The following is a 20,063-nucleotide window of genomic DNA, read 5'->3' as shown; positions in this document are numbered from 1 at the left end:
AATAGTTTCCTCCTTTCCTTTCCAATTATTCTTCGTTAGAAGTAGCTTCTTCATCAGAAATCAAAGCACCAATATTCTTTTGGCCTTTAATTCCCTTAATAGTTGATTGAATCTTAACTAATGATTTATTAGCACCAGGAACGTTACCTTTGATCATTAATAAGTTATTCTCAACATCTACTTTGGCAATTACCAAATTTTGTGTTGTAACTTGGTTACCGCCCATCCGTCCAGGTAACATCTTACCCTTAAAGACGCGATTAATGATTGAACCCATTGAACCAGGGATTCGGTGATACCGAGAACCGTGGGTTTCTGGTCCACGTGATTGACCAAAACGTTTGATATTTCCTTGGAAACCATGTCCCTTAGTAATACCAGTAACATCAATCACATCGCCACTAACAAATGTGTCAACTTTAACTTCATCGCCAACTTTGTAATCATCCAAATTTACATCGCGAAATTCACGGATATAATGCTTGGGAGTTGTGTTGGCTTTTTTAGCATGGCCTTGTTGCGGTTTGTTACTTAAAATTTCACGCCGGTCTTCTAAGCCTAATTGAACAGCTTCATAACCATCATTTTCATTGGTCTTAAGTTGCATAACAACATTCGGTGTTGCTTGAATAACTGTTACTGGAATTAATTCGCCTTTATCAGTAAAAAGCTGAGTCATTCCGACTTTTTTACCAAGAATTCCTTTTCTGGTCATGATTACACCTCCATTAATTGATTTGTTTTTTAAAGATAAAATTATAATTTAATTTCGATATAGACACCACTTGGAAGATCAAGCTTCATTAAAGAATCAACTGTCTTCGGTGATGGGTTAACAATATCGATTAAGCGCTTGTGTGTGCGCATTTCGAATTGTTCACGTGAGTCTTTAAACTTATGTGGTGAACGAATAACCGTATATACTGTACGTTCTGTTGGTAAAGGAATTGGGCCAGAAATTTGTGCACCAGTTCTCTTTGCGGTTTCAACAATCTTATCAGCTGATTGATCGATAATCCGATGTTCATAAGCTTTAAGACGAATACGAATCTTTTGACTTGCCATGGATTTCCCTCCTTTTTGTATCTTTCAGACACCGGCTCTGTGAAAATTACCGATAACCCTGCCGTGGCAAAGCGTCCGGGCGTGTCGCAACCTCTCACATCAATGCCGTAGCCACCAATCCAAGTTTTAAGCATAATTATCCCTTGAATCAGCACTCTTACTATATTACACTGATGAATGCCTAATTTCAAGGATTTAGTTGCATTTTATTAGCTATATTTGAAATTGATTATGCTAAAATCAAGAGGAAAGGAAGTAAGCAAAATGTCTAACGAAGCACTATTAATTATTGACTATACAAATGACTTTGTGGCTGATCAAGGCGCGCTAACTGCGGGCAAACCAGCTCAGCAATTGGAATCAGCTATTGTTGATTTAGCTAATCAATTTCTAGATGAGAAGAAGTGGGTTATTTTACCAACCGATCTCCATCAAAAAAATGATCCCTATCATCCTGAAACGAAACTATTTCCCCCACATAATTTAGCGAATACCTGGGGGCGCGAATTTTATGGACAATTACAAACTTGGTACAAACAAAACCAAACTAACTCCTTAGTTTATAATTTTGCTAAGAATCGTTATTCCGCTTTTGCTAATACTAATTTAGATAATTTTTTACGGGAGCGGAAAATTGATACGCTTCATTTAACTGGTGTCTGCACCGACATCTGTGTTTTACACACAGCTATGGATGCTTATAACAGGGATTATCAACTCGTGATCCATGAAAATGGCGTAGCCACTTTTAATCCACAAGGACAGACTTGGGCCCTAGATCATTTTAAAAACAGTTTAGGCGCCACTATTGTTTCATAAGTTAATCATTTCTTTACTGAACACAAAAAAAGCTGGGAAAATTCCCAGCTTTTTTTGATTCAGCAATTAACCAGCGTTACCGCCATTTTTCTTAATAATATCTTCTTGAATACTCTTTGGAGTCTTTTCATAATGATCAAAAGTCATCGTGAAAGTACCACGTCCTTGAGTTGCAGAACGCAAAGTAGTAGCATAACCAAACATTTCAGATAATGGCACAAATGCATTAATCAATTGCGCATTACCACGTTCTTCCATACCTTCGATCCGACCACGACGAGCTGTAACTTGTCCCATAACATCACCTAAGTAATCTTCTGGAGTTACAATTTCAACTTTCATGATTGGTTCCAAGATTACGGCACCAGCATTCTTCACTGCATTATGCAAGGCCATTGAAGCAGCAACTTTAAAGGCAGCTTCAGAAGAATCGACTTCATGGTAAGAACCATCGTATAACTTAGCTTTAATATCAATCAAAGGATAACCAGCTAAGACACCATTAGCCATTGAATCTTTCAAACCATCTTCAACTGATGGAATGTATTCACGTGGAACAACCCCACCAACAATAGCATCTTCAAATTCAAAGCCTTTGCCTTCTTCATTTGGTGTAAATTCAATCCAGACATCACCGTATTGACCTTTACCACCAGACTGACGAACAAACTTACCTTCAGCAGAGGCTTGTTTCGTGAAGGTTTCACGATAGGCAACTTGCGGTTCACCAACTTGAGCATCAACCTTGAATTCACGCCGCATCCGATCAACCATGATATCCAAGTGCAATTCACCCATACCAGCGATTAAAGTTTCACCAGTTTCCGGATTCGTTTCAGCACGGAAAGTTGGATCTTCTTCAGCTAATTTTTGAATAGCAATATCTAATTTATCACGGTCTTCTTTAGACTTCGGTTCAATAGAAACTTGGATCACAGGATCAGGAATTTCCATTGATTCCAAAATCAAAGGATGATCAGGATCAGTCAAAGAATCACCAGTTGTCGTATTCTTCAAGCCAATTGCGGCAGCAATATCGCCAGAGAACACTTCTGGAATTTCCATTCGGTGATTAGAATGCATCTGTAATAAACGACCAACACGTTCCCGCTTATCTTTGGTAGCATTCAAGACATAAGAACCAGCTTCCAAAGTACCAGTATAAACCCGCAAGTAAGTTAAACGACCAACAAATGGGTCCGTAGCAATCTTGAAAGCTAAACCAGCAAATGGCTTAGTATCATCAGCTACTAATTCAACATCATCACCAGTTTCTGGATCTTTGGCATTATATGGACGAACATCCAATGGTGATGGCAAATAATCAACCACGGCATCCATCAACATTTGCACACCTTTATTCTTAAAGGCAGAACCAGCTAAAACAGGGAACAATTCCAAGTCAATAGTAGCTTTACGAATAGCTGTCCGAATTTCATCATTACTGATTTCAGCACCGTCAAGGTATTTCTCCATGATTTCATCATCAACATCAGCTAATTCTTCAATCATTTGTGCCCGACGCTTTTCAGCTTCTTCTTTATATTCATCAGGAACATCAATGGTATCCCATTTAGAACCTAATTCATCTTCGTCATAAAGATCAGCTTTCATTTCGATTAAGTCAATAACACCTTCAAAAGCATCCTCGGCACCAATTGGCATTTGAATTGCTAATGGTTTAGCATCCAAACGATCTTTGATCGTTTGAACAGAATAATCGAAATCGGCTCCTAATTTATCCATTTTGTTAACAAAAACGATTCTAGGAACATGGTAAGTGGTAGCTTGACGCCAAACATTTTCTGTTTGTGGTTCAACACCAGATTGACCATCCAAAACTGTAATTGCACCATCTAACACACGTAAAGAACGTTCAACTTCAATCGTGAAGTCCACGTGTCCTGGGGTATCGATAATGTTAATCCGATGATCCTTCCATTGAGCAGTTGTCGCAGCTGAAGTAATAGTAATACCACGTTCCTGTTCTTGTTCCATCCAGTCCATTTGGGAAGCTCCATCATGAGTTTCACCAATTTTATGAATTTTACCAGTGTAATAAAGGATCCGTTCTGTTGTTGTTGTTTTACCGGCATCAATATGTGCCATGATCCCGATATTACGTGTTTTCTCTAAAGGAAATTCACGTTTATTAGCCATAAGACTAGTACTCCTCTCAATAAATCGGTTTTAAATTACCAACGATAATGTGCAAAAGCCCGGTTGGCATCAGCCATCTTATGAGTATCTTCACGTCTTTTGACAGCTGCACCAGTATTGTTAGCAGCATCCATAATTTCTTGAGCTAAACGTTCATCCATTGTGTGTTCACCACGTAAACGTGCGTAGCTAACAATCCAACGTAAGCCTAAAGTTGTCCGCCGTTCTGGACGTACTTCGATCGGAACTTGATAGTTAGAACCACCAATCCGGCGAGCTTTAACTTCCAAAACTGGCATAACATTTTTCATTGCTTCGTTAAAAACTTCAACTGGATCGTTACCAGTTTTATCTTTAATAATATCAAATGCATCATACAAAATAGTTGAAGCTTTACCACGTTTACCATCGATCATTAAGTGATTAATTAAACGAGTAACAAGCTTTGAATTATAAATTGGATCTGGCAAAACATCGCGCTTTGCAACTGTACCTTTTCTTGGCATTGGAAATCCTCCTAAATAGATCTCTTAGAATTTTGATTGCTTATTTTTTAGGCTTCTTTGCGCCATACTTGGAACGGCCTTGCATCCGACCATCAACACCAGCAGTATCTAATGCACCACGAACAATATGGTAACGAACACCAGGTAAATCTTTCACACGGCCGCCACGAATCAAAACAACACTATGTTCCTGCAAATTATGACCAATTCCTGGAATATAAGCAGTAACTTCGATTAAGTTTGATAAACGAACACGAGCATATTTACGTAAAGCAGAGTTTGGCTTCTTTGGTGTCATAGTACCGACACGAGTTGCAACTCCCCGTTTTTGTGGAGCAGGATTATCAGTAGCAATTTTCTTCATACTGTTATAGCCGAAGTTCAAAGCTGGAGAATCAGACTTTGAAGTTCTTGATTTACGACCTTTACGTACCAATTGGTTAATTGTTGGCATTAAAAGTTCCTCCTTAAAATTTTAAGTACACACATCCAGGTGGTTCTTTTTTGATTAAATAAAAAGACCACACGTGTGGTTTACTAAGCTAATTATGGCACACTAAACCTCTAAAAAGCACAGCTATCATGGTAGCATTGAATCAACTTAATGTCAAATTAAATTCCACGCCAATTGCTAACGACTGTCAAAAAATTAATCTCTCTACGATCTTAACATTTACATTCTGGTATCCAATTTTTTTACACTTTATTCAAAAAAATCACCGCAATTTACGTAGTGTGAATTGAGGTGAAAATATGATTATTTTTAAATTATTCTTGAGTATCTGTCTGGCATCTTTCTGTGGCTTAGTTGCCTTACGTTTACCATTAGGTTATTCCATTATCCGCGGACGTTCCCGCTGTGACGTCTGTGCCAAACCACTGAAGTGGTATCATGAAATTCCTATTATCAGCTACTTATTATTACGTGGTCGTTGTGCCTATTGCCACCGCAGAATCTATCCGGGCATTTTTTGGATTGAAGTAATTGGACTAGTTATTGGGCTAGAGGCTAGCTTGCAACATACTGTCAATTCTTATTTATTAATCTTAGTTGGCTTAACTATCGCTCTAAGTTCCATGACCGATTACATCTTTTTGAGTATTTGGCCAGTAACTTTAGTTCCTGCTTATCTCGCTTGCATTATCTTCAACTTCCCCAACTGGCACCAATTGATTTTCATTGGACTTTTTAGTTTATTTATAATTGGTTTTTATTTCTGTTGTCGTCCACGCTTCGGTTTAGGCGATTGCGAAATACTGATTTTAATGAGCCTTTTAACTCCTAATCAGATAACATTACAAATCGTCCTCATTGCATGCGGATTAGCATTAATTGGATTTTTGATTTTATATCATAAACAACATCGTCGAGTTTTAATGCCCTTTATTCCGTTTATTCTCATAGCTTTCATTTTACGCTTTTTATTTTGACCAATGCTCCTTTAAAAACTGTTCTCGCCCACCAGCTTCTTCTAATTGATAACGTGCAGGATTTTTTTTATAAAAAGCTTGATGATAGTCTTCCGCCGGATAAAAAGTTTGTGCCGGTTCAATTTGGGTCACAATTGGTCGATCAAAATGGCCACTTTGAATCAAACTTTGTTTTGAGGCTTCAGCAATCTTTCGTTGTTGTTCATCTTTCACAAAAATAACCGGTCGATAGTTGTCTCCGCGGTCTTGAAATTGACCCATTGCATCTGTAGGATCCGTTTGCTGCCAATAAATATTAACTAAATCTTGATAAGAAATAATTGCTGGATCAAATACAATTTTGACTGCTTCAGTATGACCAGTTTGGTGACTGGCCACTTGTTCATACGTCGGATTGGGGACGTGACCACCAGTATAACCAGAAATGACTTGTTTAATGCCCGGCATTGTATCAAATGGTTTAACCATGCACCAAAAACAACCGCCCGCAAAAATTGCAGTTTCTTCCATAATTGAAAACCTCCTTTTTATTATTAACTAAGAATAGCACGATTTTAACTAAGATTGGCATAATTGAATTAATGGACAGTTGCAATTGTATAACCCAAAAGTTATAATTCTTATTCGATGTTAAATATAGCAGGAGGATTCCCATGAATCTCAAACTAACTAATTTTAAAAAAGGGTTAACCACTTTTGATTTAAAAATTTTAGGTATTATTTTCATGGTCGTTGACCACATTCATCAAATGTTTTTGCCATTTGGCGCTCCCAATTGGTTAGACTGGTTTGGTCGCCCCGTAGCGACGATTTTCTTTTTTACTTGTGTTATTGGTTTTAGTTACACACATAGCAAAAAGAATTATATGTGGCGCTTATATTTCAGTATGGTCTGTATGTCCTTATTAACCTTTGGTGTAGAACACTGGGTTAAATATGACAAAGTCGTTTTATCAAATAACATTTTTCGAGACTTATTCATCGGTACTATTTTTATGTTAGCTATTGATTATTTTCAAAAGGCGCGCCAACAACAACGTGGCAAAAATATTATTATTGGTCTCTTATTATTTAGCTTACCTTTTGTTGCTTCATTATTAATTTTACCGTTAACTAAAGCTCCTGTACCATTAATGGTCATTGGTACTAGTCTCTTACCAGCTTTGTTATTAGCCGAAAATAATTTTATGGTTTTGCTGATTCCTTTACTTTATCTTTTTAAAGACCATCGCAAAATTCAATGTCTCATTATTGCTTTAGTCGCCCTGATTTACGCTTTATTACGAATGGATCAATGGTTGATGGTTCTGGCGATTATTCCTATTCTATTTTATAACAATCAAAAAGGGCCAGGGATGAAGTACTTCTTTTATATTTTCTATCCAGCGCATATTATTATTTTATATTTAATCTCAGCTTTCATTTATATGCACTAGTTCCATGAACTTAGCAAATTAACGCCAACAAAAAAAGCCTTACGAAAAATTTCGTAAGGCTTTTTCTTTACATTAATCACGATTCATTTCAGCTTCAATATCGGATAAGTTAGTATGATCAGTGGTATCGCCTAACACTGCGCCCACTTTTTGTGGTTGCATGTGCCGATACTTAGCCATACCGGTACCAGCTGGAATAATCTTACCAATCATGACATTTTCTTTTAAGCCGACCAATGGATCGCTCTTGCCACGAATCGAAGCATCAGTTAGAACTCTCGTAGTTTCCTGGAAGGAAGCGGCTGACAAGAAACTATTGGTTTCTAATGAAGCTTTGGTAATTCCTAATAAGACTGGTGAACCAGTTGCTGGTAATTTACCTTTAATTAAAGCATCGGTATTCGTATCAGTAAAGTCACCAATATCTAATAAGGAACCCGGTAAGACTTCAGTATCCCCAGGATCTAAAACCCGGATCTTCCGTAGCATCTTACGGACCATAACTTCAATATGCTTATCACTAATATCAACACCTTGCATCCGATAAACTTTTTGCACTTCAGATAGCAAATAGTTTTCGGTAGTTTGGACATCAGTAACTTTAATTAATTGCTTAGGATCAATTGAACCAGAAGTTAATTTATCACCCCGCTGAATCACATCGCCTTCACTCACAGCAACACTCGCTGTGTAAGGAACACTGTAGGTGCGGTTATCAATTTTACCTTCAACAGTGATTTCACGAGTATGTTCTGCAGGATTTTCATCAATAGCAGTAACGGTCCCATCAACTTCAGAAATATAAGCTAGACCTTTAGGATTCCGAGCTTCAAAAATTTCTTCAACCCGCGGCAATCCTTGCGTAATATCTTCGCCACCAGCAACACCACCGGTATGGAAGTTTCTCATGGTTAACTGGGTACCGGGTTCACCGATGGATTGTGCAGCAACAACCCCGACAGCTTCACCAACTTCAACTTCTTCACCAGTTGCCAAGTTGCGACCGTAACATTTTTGGCAAACACCATGCAATGTGTTGCAGGTGAAAGCAGAACGAATCGTTACTTTGGTTACACCAGCATCCAAAACTAACTTGGTTAATTCTTCATCCAATAAAACGTTACGTCCAACTAATTCTTCACCAGTTGCGGGATCTAAAATTTCCTTTTGCGTGTAACGACCTAATAAACGATCGGCCAAAGGTTCAATAATTTCATTACCTTCAGTAATGGCCGAGACCTCTAAGCCCCGATCAGTACCACAATCTTCTTCTCTGACAATCACGTCTTGGGCAACATCAACCAAACGTCTAGTCAAGTAACCAGAGTTAGCCGTCTTCAAAGCCGTATCAGTCATACCCTTCCGGGCACCGTGAGTGGACATAAACATTTCCAAAACAGATAAGCCTTCACGGAAGTTCGAAGTAACAGGAACTTCCATCATTCCGCCGTTAGGAGCGGCCATTAAGCCCCGCATTCCTGCTAACTGCGTAAAGTTAGAAATATTACCCCGGGCTCCAGAATCAGACATCATGGAAATTGGGTTCTTCGGATCAAAACTATCAACCAATTGTTGTTGAATCTCGTCTTTAGCATCATTCCAAATGCTAATAACCCGATTATGCCGTTCTTCATCAGTAATTAAACCACGCCGGAATTGCTTAGCTACAGTAGCTACTTGTTTATGTGCTTCATTAACAATATCTTGCTTATCAGACAATTGTGGTACGTCAGAAACCCCAACGGTTAAACCAGATAAAGTACAGATCGTATAACCCAATTCTTTCATATCATCTAACAATTCGGAAGTGCGTTGAACTTTATAAATCTTAAAGACTTGCGCAATGATATCACTTAAATAGCCCTTTTTAAATGGATCAATTAACGGCATATCCGTTAAGCGTTGGTGAATATCTTCACCTTCATTTAAGAAGTATTGATCAGCAACGCCATCAGTTAAGTTAGCCGCAGTTGGTTCATTAATATATGGCATTCCTTCTGGTAAAATCCGGTTAAAAATCACTTTACCAACACTAGTTATCATAATCCGATCTTTTTGATCTTCTTTGAAGGCAAAATTAGTCAAAGACTTAGTTGCCAAACCAATTCTTGTATGCCAATGAACGACCCCATTTTGAAAGGCCATCTCAACTTCGTCCATGTCTTTAAAGATCATGCCTTCGCCTTCACGACCACGTTCTTCTAGCGTTAGATAATAGTTACCCAACACAACGTCCTGTGAAGGAGTAACGATTGGTTTACCATCTTTCGGAGCTAAAATATGGTGAGCAGCTAACATTAACATCCGCGCTTCTGCTTGTGCTTCATCAGATAAAGGAACGTGAACAGCCATCTGATCGCCATCAAAATCGGCATTATAAGCTTCACAAGCCAATGGATGTAATCGAATGGACTTACCATCAACTAAGACAGGCTCAAAAGCTTGAATACCTAACCGGTGTAAGGTTGGTGCCCGGTTTAACAACACTGGACGTTCTTTAATCACATCTTCGAGAACGTCCCACACCACATCATCTTGCCGTTCAATTTTGCGTTTAGCATTTTTAATATTGGAAGCTAATTCCCGTTCAACCAATTCGTGCATGACAAATGGCTTAAATAATTCCAAGGCCATTTCACGTGGCAAACCACATTGATAAAACTTCAACGTTGGTCCAACATCAATAACCGAACGCCCAGAATAATCAACACGCTTACCTAATAAGTTTTGACGGAAACGTCCCTGCTTACCTTTAAGCATATGCGATAAGGATTTTAATGGTCGATTTCCTGGGCCAGTTACTGGACGACCCCGTCGGCCATTATCAATCAAAGCATCGACTGCTTCTTGTAACATCCGTTTTTCATTTTGCACAATGATATTTGGCGCATTTAAATCTAATAACCGCTTCAAACGATTATTACGATTAATGACCCGCCGATATAAATCATTCAAATCAGATGTGGCAAAACGACCACCTTCTAATTGCACCATTGGCCGTAAATCTGGCGGAATAACTGGGATACAGTCCATAACCATCCATTCGGGACGATTACCGGAATCCCGAAAAGCATTTAAAATATCTAAGCGCCGAATTGCCCGCGTCCGCTTTTGACCAGTAGCAGTTTTTAAGAGTTCTTTCAAACCGGCAACTTCTTTATCTAAATCTACGGCCTGTAATAACTCTTTAATACCCTCGGCACCCATTTTGGCATCGAAAGCTTTACCATACTGCTCCCGTTTTTTACGATACTCAGTTTCGGTTAATAATTGCTTATCTTCCAAATCAGTATCACCGGACTTGATAACTACATAAGCGGCAAAATAAATAATTTCTTCCAATGCTCTAGGACTCATATCTAACACTAAGCCCATCCGACTCGGAATTCCTTTAAAATACCAAATATGCGTTACAGGAGCTGCTAATTCAATATGCCCCATCCGTTCACGACGAACTTTTGAGCGCGTTACTTCCACACCACAGCGGTCGCAAACAATTCCTTTATAACGGATGCGCTTATATTTACCACAAGCACATTCCCAATCTTTGGTGGGTCCAAAAATTCGTTCATCGAACAAACCATCACGTTCTGGTTTTAAAGTCCGATAATTGATAGTTTCTGGCTTCTTAACTTCGCCGTAAGACCAACTTCTAATCTTATCTGGTGAAGCCAGACCAATTTGCATACTTTCAAACTTATTGACGTCTATCAATTGGCAACCTCCTATTATTTATCAGTTGTATCGCCATCATCCGCGTTTAAACTATTAATTTTATCCATTAAATTATCTAAATTAGGTTGTAATTGTGCTTCTTGTTCTTTATTCTTATCAGCCATTTCTTGCAGTTTCTTTTGTTCCTGCTCTTGTGCTAATTTGGATAAAGCATCAACACTCTTAGACGTAGTATCTTCATCCATATCACGTAAACCAATTTCTTGATGTTCATGATCTAGAATCTTCATATCTAAGCCCAATGATTCCAATTCTTTAATTAAAACTCTGAAGGATTCTGGAACCCCAGGTTTAGGAATTGTCTCACCTTTAACAATAGCTTCGTAGGTGTTGACCCGACCAGTTACATCGTCGGACTTATAAGTCAAAATTTCTTGTAAGGTATAAGCTGCACCATAAGCTTCTAAGGCCCAAACTTCCATTTCACCAAAACGCTGACCACCAAATTGTGCTTTACCACCTAATGGCTGTTGCGTAACTAATGAGTAAGGTCCAATGGAACGCGCATGGATTTTATCATCAACCATATGCGCTAATTTCATATAATACATAACCCCGACAGCTACCCGGTTATGGAAGGGTTCACCTGTCCGGCCATCGTACAAAATAGTCTTAGCGTCAGAAGCCATATTAGCTTCTTTAACAGCTTCCCACAAATCATCATCACTGGCCCCATCAAATACAGGAGTAGCCACGTGAATACCTAAATTCCGAGCAGCCATACCTAAGTGTAATTCCAAAACCTGCCCAATATTCATACGGGAAGGAACACCCATAGGATTTAACAAAATATCAATTGGGGTACCATCTGGCATATATGGCATATCTTCTTCAGGAACCACAATGGAAACTGTTCCTTTGTTACCATGACGTCCGGCCATCTTATCACCCACTTGAATCTTCCGCTTTTGAGCAATATAAACCCGAACCATCGTATTAACACCAGGGCTTAATTCATCGCCGGCTTCGCGAGTAAAGACTTTCACGTCTTGCACAATTCCACCGCCACCATGAGGCACCCGTAAGGAAGTATCACGTACTTCACGAGCTTTTTCACCAAAAATGGCGTGCAGTAAACGTTCTTCAGCTGATAATTCAGTCATACCTTTTGGTGTCACCTTACCAACTAAGATATCACCATCACGAACTTCGGCTCCAATCCGGACAATTCCAGTTTCATCCAAATCTTTTAACGCATCTTCACCAACATTTGGAATTTCGCGTGTAATTTCCTCTGGTCCTAATTTGGTATCCCGAGATTCTGATTCATATTCTTCAATATGAATTGAGGTATAAACGTCATCTTTGACCAAACGTTCAGATAAAACAACCGCATCTTCGTAGTTGTACATGTTCCAAGTCATAAAAGCAATCAGTGGATTTTGACCTAAAGCCAATTCCCCTTCTTGCATTGCTGGACCATCGGCAATAATTTCACTCTTATCAACATGGTTGCCCTTTTCCACAATTGGCCGTTGATTGTAACATTTACCCGCATTAGAACGCCGATATTTCATCAAATGATAGGTGTCAATCACATCTTCATCGTCACGTTTAACCTTGACAATTTTAGCATCAACATATTGCACTACTCCGGCATGATGAGCTAATAAAGCTGTTCCTGAGTCATGGGCAGCGACATATTCCATACTGGTTCCCACCAATGGAGAATGTGGCTTTAATAATGGAACCGCCTGCCGTTGCATGTTAGCACCCATCAACGCCCGGTTGGAGTCATCGTTTTCCAAGAATGGAATACAAGAAGTCGCTACCGACACAACTTGACGCGGTGAAACATCCATATAATCGACTTTATCGGCGGTCGTTTCAATATTATCATCTTTATGCCGAGCTAAAATCCGTTCTTCAGCAAATGAACCATCATCATTCAAAGGCGTGTTAGCCTGGGCCACCACATAGTTATCTTCTTCATCGGCAGTCAAATAGTCAATCTTATCAGTAACTTTATGCGTATCCCAAGAAACGCGACGGTAAGGAGTTTCAATAAAGCCATACTTATTAACAACCCCATAAGTGGCCAAGTTATTGATCAAGCCAATGTTCGGTCCTTCGGGTGTTTCAATCGGACACATCCGTCCATAATGCGTATAGTGCACGTCCCGAACGGCATATCCAGCTCGATCACGAGTTAAACCACCCGGTCCTAAAGCTGATAAACGTCTCTTATGCGTCAATTCACCCAAAGGATTGTTTTGATCCATGAACTGGGACAATTGTGAAGAACCAAAGAATTCCTTAATAGCTGCTACCACAGGACGAATATTAATCAATTGCTGCGGCGTTACAGTTGCTGTGTCTTGAATGGACATCCGTTCCCGAACAACCCGTTCCATCCGGGATAAACCTAAACGAAATTGGTTTTGCAACAATTCACCAACAGACCGAATCCGCCGGTTACCCAAGTGGTCAATATCATCAGTGGTGCCAATGCCCTCTTGTAAATTCAAGAAGTAATTAATTTCAGCTAAAATATCAGCTGGGGTAATATGCTTGATTTTTTCATCAATATTACCATTGCCAATGATATTGACAATCCGATCTTCATCAGTTTGTGAATAGACTTTAATAATCTGTAATTTAACTGGATCGCCCAAAATTCCTTCATCAGCTGGTTGGAAAGTAACCGCCTTAAAGTCAGGATTTTTGAGATATGGAGCTAATTTGCTCATCGCTTCCCGGTCAATTTTGGTATCTTTAGCTAAGATAACTTCACCAGTTTCTGGATCGGCTAAAGTTTCGGCGAGTGTTAAACCTAACAAACGTGTTTTTAAATTTAATTTTTTGTTTACCTTATAACGTCCCACTGGCGCTGTATCGTAACGCTTTGGATCAAAGAAGCGCGCGTACAATAAGGACCGTGAACTTTCAGCAGTCTTAGGTTCACCAGGGCGTAACCGTTCATAAATATCTTTTAGAGCTTCGGCAACCCGCGAATCACTGGTATCCTTGTGGACATCTTTTTCTAAAGATAAGTTCAAGGAATCACTGTTACTGCCAAAAATTTCCGTAATTTCTTGATCAGAACCAAAACCAATGGCCCGAATCAATTCAGTAATCGGCAATTTTCGTGTTCGATCAATTCGAACATAACTAATATTCTTCGCATCGTTATCGAATTCTAACCAAGCTCCCCGATTGGGAATCACCGTTGTGCCATAAATCATGCGACCGTTTTTGTCAGCTTCGGCAGTGTAATAAACGCCCGGTGAACGTACTAATTGGGAAACAATTACCCGTTCGGCACCATTAATGATAAAAGTTCCTTGCTCAGTCATTAAGGGAAAATCACCAAAGAAAACATCTTGGGTCTTGATTTCGCCTGTGTCATGATTAGTCAAACGCAAAGTAACGTGTAGTGGTGCAGAATAGTTGGCATCATGATCACGTGCTTCTTCAACCGTATATTTAGGCTTTAATAGTTTATAACCAACATAATCCAAAGATAATGTTCCTGCAAAATCATTAATTGGCATAATATCTTGGAACATTTCTTTTAAACCTTCATCCAAGAACCAATTATAAGAATTAGTTTGAATGTCAATTAAATTTGGTAATGGTAAAACTTCCTTAATCCGCGCATAACTCCGCCGCGTCCGGTGTTTTCCATAATTGACATTGTGGTAACGTACTGTGTCTTGCGTCAAACTATTCACCCTTTCAAATCAAATAAATTACCAGTCAAATATTACAATTCCATTACAAATTAGCATTTAACAATTCGAAAGCAAAAAAAAACCAAAAATAGTTCAAACTATTTTTGCTTTTTTATAATTCCGGCTCGGACAAGATTTCGAGGGAATACGCCCACTGCACCACGCTAATTAATTATAATTAGGATAAAACAAATTCACCTAAGTGTCAAGTTCTAGACTTGAACTTTTTGAGCATGACGAATGTTAAATGATAACTGGCCTTTAGCTACCCCTACCGACAAACGATCACCTGCAACTAATTGCCGCGACAATAATAAATCACTAATTTGATCTTCGACTTGGCTTTGAATCGTCCGGCGTAACGGCCTTGCGCCCATTTGGGGATTGAAGCCTTTCTCCACTAACCAATTTAAAGCTCGCGTTGTAATCGTCAATTTGATTTGCCGTTGTGTCAAACGCTGAACTAAATCTTTCGTCAAAATCTTGACCACTGCTTGTAAATCAGTTTTAGTCAACTCATGGAAAATCAAGATTTCATCAATTCGATTTAAAAATTCGGGCCGGAAAAACTCTTTAGTTGCCGCTAAAATATGATTCTTCATGGTCTGATAATCGTGAGCTGTCGTTTGGTTAAAGCCCACATTATGTTCTTCATTGAGGCTATCAACGCCTAAATTAGAAGTCATAATAATGATTGTATTGCGAAAATCAACTTTGCGACCCTTAGAGTCTGTCAAAAAACCATCATCCAAAACTTGGAGTAATAAATTAAACACATCGCGATGAGCCTTTTCAATCTCATCTAATAAAATCACAGAATAGGGATGATTGCGGACTTGTTCAGTTAGTTGTCCGCCTTCATCGTAGCCCACATAACCAGGAGCTGCTCCTACTAAGCGTGAAGTACTAAATTTTTCCATATACTCAGACATATCAATACGAATAATTTCGTCTTCGCTGCCAAAAACACTTTGTGCTAAAGCTTTGGCTAGCTCAGTTTTCCCAACGCCAGTAGGTCCTAAAAACATGAAAGAACCAATGGGGCGTTTCGGATCTTTTAAGCCACTACGCGCACGACGAATAGCTTTGGCAATGGCTGTCACAGCTTCATCCTGACCAACAATCCGTTGATGTAATTCATCTTCTAAATGTAGTAATTGTTTGGATTCTTGTTGGGTAATCTTCGTTACCGGAACATTCGTCCATTGCGAAATGATTGTTGCAATATCATCACTAGTTACTTGAGATTGATCATCTGTTGGCTGTGCGCTGTTTTGTTCACTTTCGGCAAGCTCTTGCTGCAGTTTTAATTCCTGTTTCCGTAAAACTGCCGCTTTTTCAAAATCTTGTTGAGCAATAGCCTGATCTTTTTGCATCCCCACATTATTCAACTCTTGCTCCAGGGCCTGCCATTTTTGCGGTTGTTGCTGTGCAGACTGATTAATGTGCACTCGCGCAGCGGCCTCATCAACTAAATCAATCGCTTTATCAGGCAAGAAACGATCTGTCAAATAACGTTTGGATAAATCAACTGCAGCCTGTAAAGCCGCATCGGTAATTTTTAAATGGTGATGTTGTTCATATTCTGGGCGCAAGCCTTTCAAAATCTCATAAGTTTGTTCGGTAGTTGGTTCTTCCACCACAATCTTCGCAAATCGGCGAGCAAAAGCCGCATCTTTTTCAATATATTTTTGGTATTCATCTAAAGTAGTGGCACCAATCATTTGGAGCTCACCGCGTGATAGTGGTGGCTTTAAGATGTTCGAGGCATCAATGGCCCCTTCAGCTCCGCCTGCACCGATTAAAGTATGCAACTCATCAACAAATAAAATAACATTTTGATCTTGGTTGATTTCATTAATTATCTTTTTCAGACGATCTTCAAATTCACCACGATACTTGGTGCCAGCTACTAGTGAACCCATATCCAACATCATTACCCGTTTATTGAGTAACTCTAACGGAACCTCTTGCTTAATAATTTTTTGAGCAAGACCTTCAACAATTGCCGTTTTACCGACTCCTGGTTCACCAATTAAAACTGGATTATTCTTGGTGCGACGGCTTAAAATCTGGATCATTCGTTCAATTTCTTTGTCTCGACCAATGACCGGATCTAAGTGTTTTTGTTTGGCTGAAATAGTTAAGTCACGGGCTAAAGAATCCAGTGTTGGTGTCGCACTTTGTGAACCATTCATACTCTTTTTTTGATTAGCCCGATCAACTCTTTCAGAAATACCCATATTTTTTAATAATAAGCGCTTGGTCTTAACAATACTTAAGCCCAAACTAGTTAAAATCCGTGAAGATAAAATTGTCTGATCATGTAATAAAGCCAATAAGAGATGGCCGGTTCCAACTTGATTAGCACCTAACAATTTGGCTTGTTGACTAGCTTGTTCTAGAACTTGCCCCGTTCTAGGTGAATACGGTAGATAGAGCTGATCTTGGCGCTCATCCGTATTATCGCCATAGCCTGTGAGGGCTTCAATTTCGTCTTTAATATCCTCAGAAGTGACTGTCATTTCAGTAATTGTTTGAGCTGCAACTCCAGAACCCTGTTCTACTAAACCATAGAGTAAATGTTCTGTACCTACAGCTTGATGACGAAAAGCCATTGCGATCTTTTGTGCCAAACTTAGAGCAGTTTTGGCACTATCAGTAAATAATTCGCTCATAACAATCTCTCTTTCTTTTACTTCAATTGAATATTCTTAAAACATTACGTTGTTTGACTATTTTACCGCAGATTAACAAGAGTACCAATGAAAAGTCATCGTAATGAATTAAATTATTAATTTTAGTTTATCGTCAAACACTTATCTGAACAATGATTAAGAATTAGAACCAAAAGCTTCAAACTATTGAAAGTGTGGCTTTTGCCCATAGCAACTCTTGTTCAGTAACATAACATCTTAAAAGCATATAGGTTTAAACAGCATTAATTACGTGACCTCCCTTACTGAACTTTTCAATATACAAAAAGATACGATAAATAATATCGTATCTTCAACCATCATATGTAACTGGACTTATCGGGAAAACAAGATTCGAACTTGCGACCCCTACGTCCCTAACGTAGTGCTCTACCAAGCTGAGCTATTTCCCGAAATCGGGAAAACAAGATTCGAACTTGCGACCTCTACGTCCCGAACGTAGCGCTCTACCAAGCTGAGCTATTTCCCGATGAAAAAAGCGGAAGACGGGATTCGAACCCGCGACCCCCACCATGGCAAGGTGATGTTCTACCACTGAACTACTTCCGCAATCAAATTCACAAATATAAATGTACAATCGTACAATGCACCCAGTAGGAGTCGAACCTACAACCTTCTGATTCGTAGTCAGACACTCTATCCAATTGCGCTATGGGTGCTCATTATAATGCCGAGGACCGGAATCGAACCGGTACGGTAATCACTTACCGCAGGATTTTAAGTCCTGTGCGTCTGCCAGTTCCGCCACCCCGGCGTGATTATAATGAAAGCGGAAGACGGGATTCGAACCCGCGACCCCCACCATGGCAAGGTGATGTTCTACCACTGAACTACTTCCGCAATTAAAACTATCTTCAACGATAGTATGAGTCGCGTGGGGCTCGGACCCACGACCCACGGCTTAAAAGGCCGTTGCTCTACCAACTGAGCTAGCGACTCAATACAATCATCAGCTAACCCAATGACTGTATTAGTATAACAATTTTAATTTCAAAATGCAACTCTCTCAAACAAAAATTTACTTATTTTGTTCACCTGGCCGTAATGTTGGGAATAAAATGACATCACGAATGGATGGCGCATCGGTTAGCAACATGACCAAACGGTCAATTCCAATGCCTAAACCACCAGTTGGTGGCATCCCATATTCCAAAGCTTCCACGAAATCTTCATCAATTGGTTCAGCTTCATCATTACCAGCTTCACGTTCTTTAGCCTGAGCTTCAAAGCGTTCCCGTTGATCAATTGGATCATTTAATTCAGTAAAGGCATTGGCATATTCATTACCTAAAATAAACAATTCAAAGCGATCAACAAAACGGGGATCGCGTTCACTCTTTTTAGCTAACGGTGAAATTTCAATTGGATGACCATAGATAAAAGTTGGTTCAGTAATGGTTTCTTCAACAAATTCTTCAAAGAAAGCATTAATAATATGACCAACTTGCCAATAATCTTCGTAATGAACCTGATGTTCATCTGCAAGCTTGCGAGCTTGTTCAATGGACATTTCGGGCCAAAAATCAACTCCGGTCCGTTCCTTAATGGCATCAACCATATGTTGGCGTTTGAACGGCTTACTTAAGTCAACAGCATGACCTTGATAAGTCACTTGCTGGGTACCTAAAGCTTTTTTGGCGGCATAGCGAAAAATACCTTCAGTTTCGTCCATCACATCTTCAAAGTTAAAGTAAGCAGCATAACTTTCTAATTCAGTAAACTCAGGATTATGCTTGGTATCAATCCCTTCATTTCGAAAGACCCGACCAATTTCGTAAACCCGTTCCATGCCACCAACGATCAAACGTTTTAGTGGTAGTTCCAAGGCAATGCGCATATACAAATCAATATCCAAGGCATTATGGTGTGTCAAAAATGGTCGTGCCGATGCGCCACCGGCTTGACTATGCAAAACGGGCGTTTCCACTTCTAAGAAGCCATTTTGGTCCAAATATTCTCTAATTGCTGAAATAATTTTGGTGCGTTTCACAAAACGATCGAAACTTTCTTGGTTGGTAATCAAATCCAAGTACCGTTGCCGATAAATTTGTTCCACATTGGTTAAGCCGTGATACTTATCTGGCAATGGTCTTAAGGCCTTCGTTAATAAAGTAACATGATCAGCCCGCACAGTTAATTCACCCATGTCGGTCTTCATCACCGTTCCTTCAATGCCAAACAAATCCCCTAAGTCCGCTTTTTTAAAAATCTGATAATTTTCTTCACCGACAACATCTTTACGCACATAAAGTTGAATCTTACCCGTCCGATCTTTTAAATCAGCAAAACCAACTTTACCTTTGCCACGTTTGGTCATCATCCGACCAGCAACTTGCACTTTAACTGGCTCAATTGCATCTTTATCTAAAGCATCATATTGCTCATGCAATTCTTGGGCAGTTGCTGTTGGTTGATAACGATGACCAAACGGGTCAATCCCAGCATCACGTAAGTCTTGCATCTTTTGTCGCCGAACACGTAATTGATCATTCATTTCATTTTCTGCCATATTACTAACCC

Annotated in this window: 13 protein-coding genes and 7 tRNA genes; 3 read left to right on the top strand and 17 right to left on the bottom strand. The window is 39.4% G+C overall.

All coding sequences use genetic code 11. The annotated features are described in order from the left end of the window. Window positions 1-25 precede the first annotated feature (25 nt). Complete coding sequence (gene rplC / locus AC3B6Y_RS05630) at window positions 26-715, bottom strand: 50S ribosomal protein L3 (protein ID WP_489757143.1); 690 nt, start codon at window positions 713-715, stop codon at window positions 26-28. A 41-nt stretch (window positions 716-756) separates the two neighbouring features. Next, entirely contained in the window at window positions 757-1,065 is a 309-nt protein-coding gene (rpsJ, locus tag AC3B6Y_RS05625; RefSeq protein WP_489757142.1) for a 30S ribosomal protein S10, read from the bottom strand. 264 nt (window positions 1,066-1,329) lie between these two features. Between rpsJ and AC3B6Y_RS05620 the strand changes: the two genes are divergently transcribed. Beyond that, window positions 1,330-1,884: a cysteine hydrolase family protein gene (locus AC3B6Y_RS05620; protein WP_489757141.1), complete on the top strand. Its 555-nt coding sequence runs from the start codon at window positions 1,330-1,332 to the stop codon at window positions 1,882-1,884. Window positions 1,885-1,950: 66 nt separating this feature from the next. Here AC3B6Y_RS05620 and fusA read toward each other — a convergent pair whose 3' ends face one another. From fusA to rpsL, 3 genes are read right to left on the bottom strand one after another with little or no spacing between them, the layout of a single operon-like run. Then, entirely contained in the window at window positions 1,951-4,044 is a 2,094-nt protein-coding gene (gene fusA / locus AC3B6Y_RS05615) for an elongation factor G (protein ID WP_489790657.1), read from the bottom strand. A 35-nt stretch (window positions 4,045-4,079) separates the two neighbouring features. After that, complete coding sequence (gene rpsG, locus AC3B6Y_RS05610; protein ID WP_489757139.1) at window positions 4,080-4,550, bottom strand: 30S ribosomal protein S7; 471 nt, start codon at window positions 4,548-4,550, stop codon at window positions 4,080-4,082. A gap of 40 nt (window positions 4,551-4,590) precedes the next feature. After that, on the bottom strand, window positions 4,591-5,004 hold the full coding sequence (gene rpsL / locus AC3B6Y_RS05605; RefSeq protein ID WP_489755262.1) for a 30S ribosomal protein S12: 414 nt from the start codon (window positions 5,002-5,004) through the stop codon (window positions 4,591-4,593). 299 nt (window positions 5,005-5,303) lie between these two features. Here rpsL and AC3B6Y_RS05600 point away from each other — a divergent pair, with 299 nt between their 5' ends. Continuing rightward, window positions 5,304-5,981 (top strand): prepilin peptidase, encoded by a 678-nt coding sequence (locus AC3B6Y_RS05600; RefSeq protein ID WP_489757138.1) that lies wholly within the window; start codon window positions 5,304-5,306, stop codon window positions 5,979-5,981. On the opposite strand, the gene msrA is transcribed toward AC3B6Y_RS05600, so the two are convergent. Continuing rightward, entirely contained in the window at window positions 5,973-6,491 is a 519-nt protein-coding gene (gene msrA / locus AC3B6Y_RS05595) for a peptide-methionine (S)-S-oxide reductase MsrA (RefSeq protein ID WP_489790655.1), read from the bottom strand. The two genes, AC3B6Y_RS05600 and msrA, sit on opposite strands and share 9 nt — an antisense overlap. A gap of 143 nt (window positions 6,492-6,634) precedes the next feature. Between msrA and AC3B6Y_RS05590 the strand changes: the two genes are divergently transcribed. Continuing rightward, a complete protein-coding gene (locus tag AC3B6Y_RS05590) occupies window positions 6,635-7,417 on the top strand; it encodes a TraX family protein (RefSeq protein WP_489790653.1) in 783 nt (260 codons plus the stop codon). Window positions 7,418-7,489: 72 nt separating this feature from the next. Here the strand turns inward: AC3B6Y_RS05590 and rpoC are convergent, their stop codons facing one another. From rpoC to lysS, 11 genes are all read right to left on the bottom strand, one after another. Then, window positions 7,490-11,131 (bottom strand): DNA-directed RNA polymerase subunit beta', encoded by a 3,642-nt coding sequence (gene rpoC / locus AC3B6Y_RS05585; RefSeq protein ID WP_489757135.1) that lies wholly within the window; start codon window positions 11,129-11,131, stop codon window positions 7,490-7,492. A 14-nt stretch (window positions 11,132-11,145) separates the two neighbouring features. Beyond that, window positions 11,146-14,817, bottom strand: coding sequence for a DNA-directed RNA polymerase subunit beta (gene rpoB / locus AC3B6Y_RS05580; RefSeq protein ID WP_489757134.1), 3,672 nt, complete (start codon window positions 14,815-14,817; stop codon window positions 11,146-11,148). 221 nt (window positions 14,818-15,038) lie between these two features. After that, window positions 15,039-17,504 carry an ATP-dependent Clp protease ATP-binding subunit gene (locus tag AC3B6Y_RS05575; protein WP_489757133.1) on the bottom strand — a complete coding sequence of 822 codons (2,466 nt, stop codon included), beginning with the start codon at window positions 17,502-17,504 and terminating at the stop codon, window positions 15,039-15,041. Between the two features lie 357 nt (window positions 17,505-17,861). Then, window positions 17,862-17,935 (bottom strand) — tRNA-Pro (locus tag AC3B6Y_RS05570). 3 nt (window positions 17,936-17,938) lie between these two features. Beyond that, window positions 17,939-18,012, bottom strand: a tRNA-Pro gene (locus AC3B6Y_RS05565). An 8-nt stretch (window positions 18,013-18,020) separates the two neighbouring features. Continuing rightward, window positions 18,021-18,092: transfer RNA gene (locus AC3B6Y_RS05560), tRNA-Gly, on the bottom strand. A 36-nt stretch (window positions 18,093-18,128) separates the two neighbouring features. Beyond that, window positions 18,129-18,202 (bottom strand) — tRNA-Arg (locus AC3B6Y_RS05555). A 9-nt stretch (window positions 18,203-18,211) separates the two neighbouring features. Further along, window positions 18,212-18,297, bottom strand: a tRNA-Leu gene (locus AC3B6Y_RS05550). 14 nt (window positions 18,298-18,311) lie between these two features. Further along, window positions 18,312-18,383 (bottom strand) — tRNA-Gly (locus AC3B6Y_RS05545). Between the two features lie 26 nt (window positions 18,384-18,409). Beyond that, window positions 18,410-18,482: transfer RNA gene (locus tag AC3B6Y_RS05540), tRNA-Lys, on the bottom strand. Window positions 18,483-18,561: 79 nt separating this feature from the next. Then, complete coding sequence (gene lysS, locus AC3B6Y_RS05535) at window positions 18,562-20,052, bottom strand: lysine--tRNA ligase (protein ID WP_489757132.1); 1,491 nt, start codon at window positions 20,050-20,052, stop codon at window positions 18,562-18,564. Window positions 20,053-20,063: the final 11 nt, after the last annotated feature.

Source organism: Bombilactobacillus sp. ESL1092 (genome assembly GCF_058107465.1).
This window is presented reverse-complemented; position numbering and strand designations above follow the sequence as displayed.

Bases quoted from the DNA above. Each gene is read 5' to 3' on its own strand.
- rplC (WP_489757143.1), bottom strand. From the start codon at position 715: ATGACCAGAAAAGGAATTCTTGGTAAAAAAGTCGGAATGACTCAGCTT.
- rpsJ (WP_489757142.1), bottom strand. From the start codon at position 1,065: ATGGCAAGTCAAAAGATTCGTATTCGTCTTAAAGCTTATGAACATCGG.
- AC3B6Y_RS05620 (WP_489757141.1), top strand. From the start codon at position 1,330: ATGTCTAACGAAGCACTATTAATTATTGACTATACAAATGACTTTGTG.
- fusA (WP_489790657.1), bottom strand. From the start codon at position 4,044: ATGGCTAATAAACGTGAATTTCCTTTAGAGAAAACACGTAATATCGGG.
- rpsG (WP_489757139.1), bottom strand. From the start codon at position 4,550: ATGCCAAGAAAAGGTACAGTTGCAAAGCGCGATGTTTTGCCAGATCCA.
- rpsL (WP_489755262.1), bottom strand. From the start codon at position 5,004: ATGCCAACAATTAACCAATTGGTACGTAAAGGTCGTAAATCAAGAACT.
- AC3B6Y_RS05600 (WP_489757138.1), top strand. From the start codon at position 5,304: ATGATTATTTTTAAATTATTCTTGAGTATCTGTCTGGCATCTTTCTGT.
- msrA (WP_489790655.1), bottom strand. From the start codon at position 6,491: ATGGAAGAAACTGCAATTTTTGCGGGCGGTTGTTTTTGGTGCATGGTT.
- AC3B6Y_RS05590 (WP_489790653.1), top strand. From the start codon at position 6,635: ATGAATCTCAAACTAACTAATTTTAAAAAAGGGTTAACCACTTTTGAT.
- AC3B6Y_RS05575 (WP_489757133.1), bottom strand. From the start codon at position 17,504: ATGAGCGAATTATTTACTGATAGTGCCAAAACTGCTCTAAGTTTGGCA.
- lysS (WP_489757132.1), bottom strand. From the start codon at position 20,052: ATGGCAGAAAATGAAATGAATGATCAATTACGTGTTCGGCGACAAAAG.